General features: G+C 63.3%; 17 protein-coding genes. 4 read left to right on the forward strand and 13 right to left on the reverse strand.

The annotated features are described in order from the left end of the window. Positions 1-574: 574 nt before the first annotated feature. Together HNQ07_RS24315 and HNQ07_RS23525 are read right to left on the reverse strand one after the other, a co-directional pair. A complete protein-coding gene (locus HNQ07_RS24315; RefSeq protein ID WP_260323282.1) occupies positions 575-700 on the reverse strand; it encodes a hypothetical protein in 126 nt (41 codons plus the stop codon). A 122-nt stretch (positions 701-822) separates the two neighbouring features. Next, on the reverse strand, positions 823-1,785 hold the full coding sequence (locus HNQ07_RS23525; protein WP_184116434.1) for a hypothetical protein: 963 nt from the start codon (positions 1,783-1,785) through the stop codon (positions 823-825). Positions 1,786-1,884: 99 nt separating this feature from the next. Here HNQ07_RS23525 and HNQ07_RS23530 point away from each other — a divergent pair, with 99 nt between their 5' ends. Next, positions 1,885-2,106 carry a helix-turn-helix domain-containing protein gene (locus tag HNQ07_RS23530; protein ID WP_184116437.1) on the forward strand — a complete coding sequence of 74 codons (222 nt, stop codon included), beginning with the start codon at positions 1,885-1,887 and terminating at the stop codon, positions 2,104-2,106. On the opposite strand, the gene HNQ07_RS24545 is transcribed toward HNQ07_RS23530, so the two are convergent. Then, positions 2,103-2,282, reverse strand: a complete 180-nt coding sequence (locus HNQ07_RS24545; RefSeq protein WP_184116459.1) for a helix-turn-helix domain-containing protein — start codon at positions 2,280-2,282, stop codon at positions 2,103-2,105. The two genes, HNQ07_RS23530 and HNQ07_RS24545, sit on opposite strands and share 4 nt — an antisense overlap. Next, positions 2,249-2,467 carry a helix-turn-helix domain-containing protein gene (locus tag HNQ07_RS23540; RefSeq protein ID WP_184116439.1) on the reverse strand — a complete coding sequence of 73 codons (219 nt, stop codon included), beginning with the start codon at positions 2,465-2,467 and terminating at the stop codon, positions 2,249-2,251. Before HNQ07_RS23540 ends, HNQ07_RS24545 begins: the two co-directional genes overlap by 34 nt. 76 nt (positions 2,468-2,543) lie before the next feature. On the opposite strand from HNQ07_RS23540, the gene HNQ07_RS23545 reads away from it, so the two are divergent. Next, a complete protein-coding gene (locus tag HNQ07_RS23545; RefSeq protein WP_229832358.1) occupies positions 2,544-3,056 on the forward strand; it encodes a hypothetical protein in 513 nt (170 codons plus the stop codon). A gap of 82 nt (positions 3,057-3,138) precedes the next feature. Here HNQ07_RS23545 and HNQ07_RS23550 read toward each other — a convergent pair whose 3' ends face one another. The 9 genes from HNQ07_RS23550 to HNQ07_RS23590 form a co-directional block, all read right to left on the reverse strand. Continuing rightward, positions 3,139-3,873, reverse strand: a complete 735-nt coding sequence (locus HNQ07_RS23550) for a C1 family peptidase (protein WP_184116441.1) — start codon at positions 3,871-3,873, stop codon at positions 3,139-3,141. Beyond that, complete coding sequence (locus tag HNQ07_RS23555) at positions 3,870-4,898, reverse strand: ImmA/IrrE family metallo-endopeptidase (RefSeq protein WP_184116443.1); 1,029 nt, start codon at positions 4,896-4,898, stop codon at positions 3,870-3,872. The genes HNQ07_RS23550 and HNQ07_RS23555 overlap by 4 nt, the downstream gene beginning before the upstream one ends. 7 nt (positions 4,899-4,905) lie before the next feature. After that, positions 4,906-5,298, reverse strand: coding sequence for a helix-turn-helix transcriptional regulator (locus HNQ07_RS23560; protein WP_184116445.1), 393 nt, complete (start codon positions 5,296-5,298; stop codon positions 4,906-4,908). A gap of 64 nt (positions 5,299-5,362) precedes the next feature. Next, positions 5,363-5,761, reverse strand: coding sequence for a holo-ACP synthase (acpS, locus tag HNQ07_RS23565; protein ID WP_221275317.1), 399 nt, complete (start codon positions 5,759-5,761; stop codon positions 5,363-5,365). Further along, positions 5,761-6,801, reverse strand: a complete 1,041-nt coding sequence (locus HNQ07_RS24550; RefSeq protein WP_184116447.1) for a radical SAM protein — start codon at positions 6,799-6,801, stop codon at positions 5,761-5,763. Before HNQ07_RS24550 ends, acpS begins: the two co-directional genes overlap by 1 nt. Continuing rightward, positions 6,794-7,645: a thymidylate synthase family protein gene (locus HNQ07_RS23575; protein WP_184116449.1), complete on the reverse strand. Its 852-nt coding sequence runs from the start codon at positions 7,643-7,645 to the stop codon at positions 6,794-6,796. Before HNQ07_RS23575 ends, HNQ07_RS24550 begins: the two co-directional genes overlap by 8 nt. 394 nt (positions 7,646-8,039) lie before the next feature. Beyond that, on the reverse strand, positions 8,040-8,678 hold the full coding sequence (locus HNQ07_RS23580) for a uracil-DNA glycosylase (protein WP_184116451.1): 639 nt from the start codon (positions 8,676-8,678) through the stop codon (positions 8,040-8,042). Beyond that, positions 8,675-9,349, reverse strand: a complete 675-nt coding sequence (gene tmk, locus HNQ07_RS23585) for a dTMP kinase (protein ID WP_221275318.1) — start codon at positions 9,347-9,349, stop codon at positions 8,675-8,677. Before tmk ends, HNQ07_RS23580 begins: the two co-directional genes overlap by 4 nt. A gap of 186 nt (positions 9,350-9,535) precedes the next feature. Further along, positions 9,536-9,784, reverse strand: coding sequence for a hypothetical protein (locus tag HNQ07_RS23590; protein WP_184116453.1), 249 nt, complete (start codon positions 9,782-9,784; stop codon positions 9,536-9,538). A 207-nt stretch (positions 9,785-9,991) separates the two neighbouring features. Between HNQ07_RS23590 and HNQ07_RS23595 the strand changes: the two genes are divergently transcribed. Together HNQ07_RS23595 and HNQ07_RS23600 are read left to right on the forward strand one after the other, a co-directional pair. Beyond that, entirely contained in the window at positions 9,992-10,480 is a 489-nt protein-coding gene (locus tag HNQ07_RS23595; protein ID WP_184116455.1) for a hypothetical protein, read from the forward strand. A 212-nt stretch (positions 10,481-10,692) separates the two neighbouring features. Next, a complete protein-coding gene (locus HNQ07_RS23600; RefSeq protein ID WP_184116457.1) occupies positions 10,693-10,914 on the forward strand; it encodes a hypothetical protein in 222 nt (73 codons plus the stop codon). The last annotated feature ends 268 nt before the right edge of the window (positions 10,915-11,182 follow it).

The raw sequence follows: 11,182 nt of genomic DNA on the forward strand, positions 1-11,182 counted from the left end.
CTGAATGGGCAGACGGGTGGCCTGAGAGACAGGTGCAGTAGTCTTCCGCGGTGCCATGTCTCATTGTGGCATCCCGCTTTTTGTCCTCAGGCTCTTAAGACGAGCCCCCGGCGCATGTGCGTCCGGCCCGGCCCGACGATGCCCCTATCGCAGCCCTCCATCTCACGCCACAAAGGAGCCCACGTCCATCAAACCGCGGCGCGCCTGGCCACGACCTTCGCTGCCCCCGGGCACACTCACATGGTTGCGGATTACGGTGGACAACCCATCGGGCTGGCCTTGTGCTCCCTTCCCGACTTCCACCCCACCCACGTGGTGGATCGGCCATCTTCTCCATCCACCTGCTACGACGGAAGGCCACGGCCCTCCTTCACCGATTGATCGCCCGACCACTGCTCTAACCCGACACACGTCTCAGTCGGCATTTCCAATAGATTGTTGACAACTTGGAAATCCAATGTATCTGCGACTGGTCTCTATATGCAGCGTGGATGTGACGAGCGGAACCGTATTGGGGAGGCCACTGTACTGCACCCGGCCTCCCCCGTTGTCGAGAACACGCTGAAGAGGTCCCTTACCAGTCGCGGGCGAAGAGCTGCTGGCGCAGGCTGACGACGCGGGGCGTCAGCGGCGGCAGGCCGGCGAAGGTGTTGAACGACGTGTCATACGAGTACTGGCGTGTTGGCACGTTGTAGCGCATTACAATGAATTATATTTTTTCCAACACAAGCCGACACTGACCGAAAAGTGCTCTCCAGATCAGCAATCGAGAAGATCAGATATTCAATTGTCTTGCGAGCGGCAGAGCATAAAATTGGAAAATCAGTTCCGAAGGCGGAGCCACACCCGGTTCGGATTGAAGCCGAGCACGAACTCCCACGCCCACGGCTCCCGCGACGCGTCTATCACCCGCGTGTAGCCTTTGCGAATCTCCACCTCCATCACCCCCTCAAACCACTCCTTCACCACCCCGAGATCGCCCGTCCCCATCAACGCGTCCGGCAACGACTCCGAGTGCAGAAGCACGGCCGCCAACAGCGCCCGGCTCACCAAGTCCGGCAGCGCGCTGGGGTTCAGCCAGCCAGGGAACACCGACGTCACCCGCTCCCCCGTGCTGATCACCTGCATCCCACCCGTGGCCACCGGGCGCCCGTCCTCGTACGCCATCCAAGTCACCTCGGCCTCGGGCCTGACCTGGCCGAGTGATGGTTGACCTCCCGCTTCCACCTCGTCCGGCTGCGCCTTCAGCCTCCTCAGCTCGATACCCGCCGCCAGCGCCTCCGCCACCACACCCAGGAGCACGTTCCGGCGCACCGTCACCCTGTGCAGCCGGGCCACCCACGGCTGCACCGTGACCGTCCATCCACGCTGGAGATATGCCCGCTCCAGCCGCAGTCCTGGTTCTCCGCCCGGCACCCACGCCATCAGCTCCTTGATCTTGAACCGTCCGTCATACGCGATGACCTGAAGTCCCGCCTCGATACACGCCAGCAGGGAATCCGTCAGCTGGTCGTGCCTGGGGTCCGTCAACGCGACGACACTCACGGCGCCACCGTCCAGTAGGTGGAACCAGCCGGCCGCGACCACCTTGCCTCGCCTCGTGGCCATCCACACGTCGTAGGACGGAAGAAAGCCGCTGGGCCTGAGGTAGCCCATCGGCTGGATGGCATCGAACAGCTCACCGCCGCGCTCAAGGACCCGGTCGAAGAAGGCGCGCAGAGCGGGCAGGTCGGCTCCGTTCGCGGGGCGGAAGTGGTGGACCTGGGAGGGCATCTGTGGCGCCATAGGACTCCTCTGAAAGAACGGGGGCAGCCGTATTTCTACTTATAGCAAGACTATCAATGAGTAGTCGTCTTTTCACACCTCCACCGCGAAGCTGCGGGGATGACCCCCGACCCTGGACAAGCCCGGCTCGAGGAGATCGGCCGCCGTGTGCGTGAGGCCCGGATCCGCCGTGGCTGGAACCAAGACGTCTTCGCCCACCACGCCGGCATCCACCGCGCCTACATCGGCATGATCGAGAACGGCAAGAAGGATCTAAGGATCTCGACGGTCTACCGGCTCGCAGAGGCGCTCGACGTGCCCGTCATCAGCCTCCTTCCCTAGTCAGCCCGAAGCAGTTCCGCCACATCGACCTTCAGGGCGTCCGCGATCCTCTGCAGGTGGTCAAGCGTCACGTTCGAGGTATTCGCATTCTCCAGGGCGCTGCAGGTAGACGCCCGCTGGCTGTTGGGCCTGCTGGATTGAGTCAGTCGATAAGCTCGCCCGCTCTTACGCCGAATGCCAGCGCGAGCTTCTCAACGATGTCAATGCCGGTGCCGCTCCGGGCCCGCTCGATCACGCTGATCTGGTTGTGGTGCAGCGAGGCGTGCGCCGCAAGGTCTTCCTGTGACCATTCCCGCTCCTGCCGCAGCCGCCGCACGTTGTCCGCCAAGCGCTGACGGATGGAGGGCGCTGGATTGGACATCGCGCTCAATGATGGGTCAGCCCAGAATAGGCAACCACACTGAATTCAGTGTCATTGAATTCAGTTACAATACCACATGCATCGCGCTACTCAGCGGTACCTCGGCCTCCCCGAAACTTGGCCCACCCAGGACGACCAACTCCTTCCCATCCAAACCGTCAAAATCCAAGGCCGCGCCCAAACACACCTCCTCCAGGCCCTCGACATCCGCGGCCGCTGGCACGGTGGCGCCCTGTTCGGCAGCCATCTTTCCGGCACCCTTGAGGTGCCCCTGATCACCGCGTCCGCCCCCCCCGGGACGGTCAGCCACCCCCTCACCCTGTCCCTTCCTTACCTCATCGGCGCCAGCCAGATCGTTACGACGTTCCTGAGCGCGGGGGTCGACTGGGTCGGCCAATGGATTGCCGCCCCCGACGGTCGCCTCCCCGACCGACGGGCCGACCTCCTCTGGGTCAACTTCGGGGCCCGCCGTGGCCTCATCGACGACCGACACCCCTTGGCGGTCATCGGCCTCCGCGAGGGCTCCCTTGTCGGGCGAGCGTACATCTGGGACGAGGGCGAGCCCATCGAGGTGGACTGCCCCGTCTGACCACTCACCAGCTGAGGCCGAGACGCGCCGGACGGAAGCCAGTTTGGCTGCACATGCGCTGCCTGATTCCAGGCAGCCATCGTCAGAGCGCACTGACAGGCGAGGCCGGTCGCACCGATGGTGGCGCGACATACCACGCAGACGTGCCGACAAGATTGGCGATCAACCACTCGCCGGAACAGAATCCGTGGCCCTGGACTCCCCAGCTCGATCCCCAGGAATTGCGAATGATGAATTCACCTCGCCGGCCAGGACGCGCAGCCTCGTCGTACCCGACCAAAACGATGGCGTGTCCGCCAAGTCGAACAGGATCCGGGACATCCGGAATCTGCCCTCCTAATGCCGCTATGAAGGCAGGCCCAATGCGGATACCTACCGCAACGGGATACCCCTGGGCCAACAGCTCCGCGACGGTGTCCACCGAGAACGCCACAGAGCGGAGTGTGGCCTGACGACAGTGCTGGGGATCAAGCGCGCCACTGGGCGGGGCGTAACTCGCGGCTGTTTCGTCTCGCTGGTCGTCGTAGGGCCAGAAGGTGTCGGCCGGCTGCCCAATGCTCGTCAGGGCCGCCTGCGCCTGCTGGAAGGATGCTCCGCTGGTTCCCCGGGGTTGCCCCTGACGGCATCCCCAGTACAGGACCTCCTCAGACAGGTGCAAGGAGAGATCCACGCCCGCTTCCGAGGTCAGCGTCTGGGCTTCATGCACCGCCGTGACGGCGAACGCCATGCAGGTGCCGCGCTGTCCCTGATCACGGACGGGAGGCAGGGCGGAACGGAGATCCAATTGCGGCCATTTTCGCGTGACGTGGTGGGTCATGCCAGAAACGGCTGCTGGCGTGCGCTGACGCCGCGCTCCGCGCTGCCTGCTGGATGGGGCGTGATATTCAGGTCAATGCCGTAGCGGTCTACAGGTTCACCCGAACCCTGCCATGGCCTTTCCTTGCGAAGCTCCAGATGGGCGCCTCCCGCATGTATCACCCGCAGCACGAACCGGCGAAGTCCGGATCCACCCAGCACGTTCTCGTCCGCCTCCGGACCCTGCAGGAACTGATCCACCAGTACCTCTACTGCGGGCTCAGCTCCCGTCGAGACCGGAGCGGTCCAGATATAGCCCGTCGAGGGCATCTCGGGAAGCTGGACGACCAGTTCATCACTGACCCGCGGATACACCACCCGCCCCGCATCCTGGTAATCCAGCGGCCAGACGTCCACCCGCCCATTGAGCGGACGTTCGCCGCCGCGCAGCTGGGTTTTGACATGCAGCGGGCTGACGCTGATCAGCCGACTGTAGATCTGCGGCGAAATCACGTCCAGGGCGCGCAACTGGGTCACTGTCGCCTGATAGCTTGCCCCCATTTCTAGACCCATCAGGTACGCCTGCTGCGGCGTCGGCTCGGCACCTTCCCGGGGCAGTCCCGCCTGGCGAACTAGGGTATAGACCAGTCGAGGCGGCATCAGAAAGTTGGCTGCAAAGGCTTGCGCCTCGACCTCGATCATACTGTCGGTGACGCGGTCACGGGCCAGGCCCAGTTCAACCTCGCCGTCCACACTCTCGGCGTGACCCATCTCATGGTGACCGAATTCATGCGCGGCCGTGAAGCGCTGCAGGCTCGGCGGATGCTTGGCGTTCAACAAAATGCCGCTGATGTCGCCGCCTTGATCTGGAATCCGCTTGTAAAGCCCGTAGACGTCTAGCGGCTGGAACATGAGCCACACGCTGGAGCGCTCGATGATGCGGAACACATCGATACGGCGGCCTGTGTCCGTCCCCAGGCGTTCGTGTGTCGCTGCCGCCGCCGACGTGCCACGCTGTTTGGCCAAGGCTCGGGTTCTGGCGTTCATGGGGAGCTCAAGACTGATCCGTGGACGTGAGGGAAGGCGCCCGTCCAGCCTGACGCAGGAACTCGGCAAACCGCAGCACCTGCTGCTGATCCTGCTCACTCAGTCCCTTGGACGCCCGGTACAAGGCGCGGGCCGTGTCATCTTGAGGCGCAGATAACACCTCGTCGTCGTCGAAGAAGTACGTCAGCGGCTTCTTGAGCAGCTGGGCGAGCCTGTGGAGTTCGATGCTGCTGACCTTGCGCTTACCCGTCTCGAGGGCGGACATGGCTGGTCGGGAGATCCCGATCTGATCCGCGACGAATTCCTGTGACAGCCCCAGGTACTCCCGGGCCTCCTTCACGCGCTCGGCGAGGTGCCGTTCCTGCTCTGCGGCGAGTACATACTCCGTCTGCTGTTCCATGGCGTTCCTCCCTTGTCTTCATGGTGCGGTGAACGGTGCAAAGCCGTGTGGATCCGCGTCACCATCACGGCATACCGATACGTGCGGCGCCCGAGCAGGCCATCACGAACGCGATGACCTGCTGATCACCGTGGGACAGACTGAGGCGCCAGACCTCCAGGTTCATGAGCCGAGCGCGCTGCGCCGCCTCACCGTGCAGGTGCAACGACGGCTGCCCAGATGCGGCGCTGACGACCTCGATGTCTGTGGTCTCAACGCCATCACGGAGGCCGGTTCCAAGGGCCTTGGCCGCGGCCTCCTTGGCGGCAAACCGCGCGGCGAGACGTGCGTGATCTCCACGACACCAGGCGCGCTCAGCGGCCGTGAAATTGCGCTCGCAGAACGCCTCACCGCCCACTTCAAGGATGCGGCCCCACCGCTGAAGGTCAATGAGATCGACGCCGCACGCCCACGCCATCGTCATCACGCCACCTTCGTGGGGATAGCGTCTACCTCGAGTGGATCACTGTCCAGCGGATCCAGGCGTCCATACGCCAGCGCTTTCTGAGCCAGGCATCCGGTGCACCCAGGAGCGGCATGATGAGCGCCCCTCACCGCCTGGAGGAGGACAGAATGCTGCCAGACCTCCCCAAGGGACTCGGACAGCACGTTCCCATGGTCGTCCGGCGCTGAGTACCCGCCGAACGCGCTGCAGGGTGAAACGTGGCCATCCGCACCGACGACCAGTTGATCGATGGCAGCCGTGCATGGACCACACCCTTTGAGCCCCAGGAAGGCGTGAGCGGATCCCAGGGCAATGTCCACGCCAGGGTAGAGTGCCCGCAGGCGGAGAACGACATGGCGCAGGGCACGGTACCCCTCGCGATCCAGAGACAACCCCTCTACGCCAGTGGCGCCTCGACCCTGGGGGACAAACCTCAGCACACTGATTCTGGGAAGACCAAGCCGAGCGACCAGATCCACCAGACCGGGCAGTTCGTGAACGTTCAGCCGGGTGGGGACGAAATGCACCTCGGTGCGCCGCCCGAGAGAGAGGGCAGCGCGGATGGTCTGCATGGTCAGCTCGAAGCTTCCACGGACGCGTGTTACCTGATCGTGACGCTCAGGAACTGAACTGTAGACACTGACCATCAACGTATCTTCCGCACGCAGCAGGGCGGCAAGGCGGTCCTCTGAGACGCTGGACCGCACGCCACTGTCCCAGATGACCCCAGACGAAAACATGCGGAGCTCCAGGCCCTCTTGACGGGTATGGGCCACAACCTCGTCCAGCCCGCGGTACTCCAGCGGTTCCCCGCCCGTGAGGGTCAGGCGCCGGCCCCCAAGCTGTGCGAACTCGGAAATGAGCTCCACTGTCCGGCGAAGTGGCAGGGCAAGGGGATGGTGGGGCGCGGCAAACGCTGAGCAGTGCGCGCACATGAGGGGACAGCCGCGCAGCAGCTCCACGCGCAGTTCGCGGAGCGCAGGAACGGCAGTCGACAAGAGGCTCGCAGGCTCATACATGGGCCACCTCACCGGCCGCTGCGTTCTGGGCGTCGCGAGCGGCCATCACGAGTGAACGGGAGCGGCCCGGCGCCTCGGCGTCCGCATGGGTGGCCCAACAGGCGATCTCACCCGGCGCGCACCCCACTTCACGGCAGATGAATCCGAGCAGCCGCGTCAAGCCGAGATAGTTGCCATAAGCGCGCTGAATAAAAAACTGGTTGCGGTAGAGCGCCGAAAGGTGCAGTTCTCCGTCGGCCAGCGTCAGGCTGATGTGACTGAGGCACGGGAACCCCATGAGGTTCGTGTCATCGGGGCCCTGAATGCGCAGTTCGGCGTCCCAGCCACCCGCAGGCACCACGGACAGTTCGTAGGCACTGCTTTTTGGCCCCGGAAGACGGCGCTGAGCGCGCAATCGCTCGATCACACGCGCGAGTTGATTGAGTGGCGCCTCGCCCGGGCGTTCCCACGCAACCAACCTCCCAAAATACGTTCCGGACATGTTGCCGCGGTGCTTGCGCAGGAACGGGTAGGCCTCTATGTATGAGGTATAGAGATGCGCCGCAGCCCGCTCGCCCAGGCGGGGGAAGTACAGGTCAATGGGAAACAAGGTCGACGCAACGGTATCGACAGGCTGCGCCAGCGACGGGTGAGCGGTAATGAAGCCGTCTAAAGCCGCGCGAATCACTGGATCCTCCGGAGCCTGACCGGGCATGACGACCATCAGGTTGACAGCCTTCCCGCCCTGATCGATCAGCAGTTCAAGGGCATCAAGCCACGCTTCAGACAGGTTCGGGGCAGAAATCAGGGCCGCCCTGGGACGCCCTGATACAGGCGTGGGGTGGGTCAGGGAAACGCTGGGCATCTATAACCTCCACTTCGCGGACATGACCAGATCCGTGAGGGCGTTAACGGTCGAGTACTGGGTGCGGTCGAGCTTGCTCGGATTAGGAAGCTCAATGCCCAAGTCGCTGCTGAGCCTGGCGAGCACCGCATGAGCGGGGACGGACTTGACGGTGAAGTCACCCTGACTGGCCATTTCCTGCTCGACGTCTCCAACGGAACAGGCATAGATGTGGGCGACGGCGCTGAGGACCGCTGACTGCACGCTCTCGCGGAGCGGGGGAGGGACCACTGTCGGTGCAGCGATGCTCTTTTTCACCATGTGTCAGCCTTCCTGCCATCTCGTAGCCAGATGACAGATTATCTGACACTGTAGATCAAGGGGGTCGGAAAGTCAAACCATTTTCGCCAGGACGTCAGCTTTTCGAACACCGTCCGGGAAGCACGTCAAGCACGCTTGCCAGTGCCTGGAAATCCTGAAGTTGCTGCGGCAGCGGACGGTGCACACGCGCCCGAGCACCAGGGTGGTACATCGGGACAAGCACGCGCCCGGCCCACTGCCGGCATTGCCCCACATCCGCCGCCAACGTGAAGGCATGCTCCTCCACCGTACGGAGCGACTCAAGCGCCACGCGGCCCAGGGTCACCACGACTTCCGGCCCCACCACCTCCAGCGTCCGGCCCAGATGCTGAGCACACCGCTGCACTTCGTCACGGGCCGGCGGACTGTTCCGGCCAGCACTGTCCTGTGGGTTGCAAAGCACGGCGTTGGTGATAAACGTGTCAGCGCGCTCCAGACCGATCGAGGCGAGCAAAACCTCGAAATTCCTCCCGGTCTGATCCCCCTGCAGGGGCACATGGGTGCGTTCCGCACCCAATCGACCTGGCGCCTCTGCCACAAACAGCACGCGGGCACCAGGCGACCCGTTGGCGTGACTGAGCACACGCGCACGCCCGGCCATTCGTGGGCATAACTGGCAGGACTGCACATCATCGACCAGAGTGGCAAACGCGCGAGCACGGTTCATGCCCGGAAGGGCCGCTGCACTGGTCACAGGAGTTGCTCCGTCATCTGTGACTGATAGTTGCAGGAACGCAGCACGTCCACAATGTGGTATTTGACCTCATCGAAGACCTCATCGGCCGCGCGGGAGGCGTTTACGACCCGCGCACGCACGCCATCACGCCGTGCCGCGAACAAGTACCCCTGACGCGCCCGTTCCTGAAACGCAAGGCGCTCATGGTCGAACCGGTCCGTGGTCGGTGTCCGGTGCCGCCGAGCCATCGCCACTTCAACCGGAAGGTCAAACACAAGTGCCAGGTCAGGTCGCCGCTGCAGCGTAGCGAAGGCAGTCATCCGATCGATGAGGTCAATGGGAAGGTCACGGCCATACCCCTGATAGGCCACCGTACCGTACTCTCCACGGTCTGAAAGCACGACGTGCCCCTCACGTAGTGCGGGGAGAATGACCTCGTCGAAGGTCTGGGCGCGATCGGCCTCAAACAGAAAGGCCTCAGTTCTGTGCAAAGGAACGTGTCCCTCGCTTTTCTCGGTCAGCAGGGGGCGAAGGCGCTCACCCAGCGGCGTTCCACCCGGCTCTCGCGTCCGCACCACGCCGATCCCGCCCCCAGACAACCACTGCTCGGCACGTCCAATCGCGCTCGACTTGCCACTGCCTCCGATGCCTTCGAACGTCACTAACACGCCCTCTGGTTTGCGATCCACACGCCAACGATACGCTCCCGCTGCTAACGCTGCAGGCAAGAATGTCATGCTCGTCCACCCAACGTCGCCAAACACTCCGGGCATTGGCGAGGGCGTGCGGACGCTGGGCTGGGAGCTCGACGACCATTCCTCAGGATGCCCGCTGGTTCCTGGCCGGGCATGTGCGCTGGGGTCTTCCCTAAGGCCCTACGAAGAGTGGCTGTCGTCACTCGGGGGTTCTGATCCCTGTGCGTCTTGCAATTGATCCTTGAGCTTCCTGGGCCGCAGGAAGGGAATGCCGGCGCTGAGCCGCTCATCTGTCAGCGGGCCCAGAACCGCCGTGGACCCCTCCGCCCTGGCCAGGACCCGCAGGCGCCGCGCCTCCTCTTCGGGCGACCGCAGTTCCGGATGGAGAATCTTCAAGAACCCCTCTTCACTGATCACAATGGTCCGCATCGCACCCTCCTGGACCATGAGTTTATCCGCTCAGCATTATAAGAACTGCGCATGATGGCGCCAGTACTCGTCGAAAACAGGTGTATATGTACCATAGACTTTTCAAGGCCAGAACTGTACGAAATATGCGCTTCCACTACATGAACCATGCACCCGTCATAAGCAGTCCCTGTTGAAATCCGGCTCTCGTCACGTATGCTGCCAATCATGGCTTACACCACATTGAGTGAACAGGTTAGGAAGCTCGCCAACGCGCAACGCAGCGACGCCTTCGTCAAGGAATTCCGCGCGGCCGTTCGGGATGGCACCTTCGACGCCGCAGATTTGCCTCAGCGCTTCACGCTGCCCAAAGCCTTTACCCGCCGCGGTCACACCGACACGTACTCCCGGGATGTCCGGGACATGGTCCTCGAAGCCACGCCCGAATTCGAGCAGTGGTTCGCAGATATGAACACCCAGCTGACCCCAGCGCGCCGGGGCGGCACGATCAAACCCACGTACGAGAACATCGAAGCAGGCCTGGTGGACTTCAAGGCCCTGGCCGCGAGCACCCGCGAGAAGTTGCAGGCGAGCTACTCCAAGGGGCAGACGATGGGGAACTCGCGGAAGGGCGCCACGCCTGCCAAACGGGGAGACACGCCCGCCAGAAAAGCAACAACGCCTGCCAAAAAGACAGCGTCGCGGAAAAAGGCATAACGAAACCCCACCTCCGCGCCCTACACCGCAGCCCCGCTTGATGCGGAGTGTTGTCTTGTCAGAACCTCCGCAGCTGAGCGTGCACTCGTCAGTGAACCTGGAGAGGACATAGCGGCAACTCGACGGTTTCGCCATCCCATCTCCCACCGTTCGGAGGCGCGCATGATAGAAACAGTGATTTCTCCTTGTATGCCTCATCGGGACGGCACGCCATGACCCACCGCGTCAAACGCGCGCCCAAACCCCGGTATCACCAGTCGTACCCGTCCACCCTGGCCACCACCGAAGAGCTTCGCGCCCTCGGCCTGCACCCCGGCACCAGCGAGCCCGACGCCATCCTCGACTACCACCATGGAGACAAGAGCGGCCTCTGCGGCCTCTTCGAGCGCAGCAAAGCCGTACCCATCAAACCTGCCGAGGACACAGCGTCATAAGTTCGGGGATCACCCCGTGACTTTGGATGATTGCGCCTCCAGCACCCCGTGACTTTGGAGGATTCAGCCCGTGACTTTGGATGTTCCCTCCGTCCGATCACCCCGTGACTTTGGATGATTGCGCCTCCAGCACCCCGTGACTTTGGAGGATTTGTCAACGGCGACTTAAAATTGGAACTTCCGCACATTTGGTGATGGGGATTCAGCCCGGTGGCCGGTGCAGCATCCGAGCCCGCAGCAGAGAGAGCCCCGCACGGCCATACATCCC

The sequence above is a fragment of the Deinococcus metalli genome, from assembly GCF_014201805.1.
GTDB classification, from domain to species: Bacteria; Deinococcota; Deinococci; order Deinococcales; family Deinococcaceae; genus Deinococcus; species Deinococcus metalli.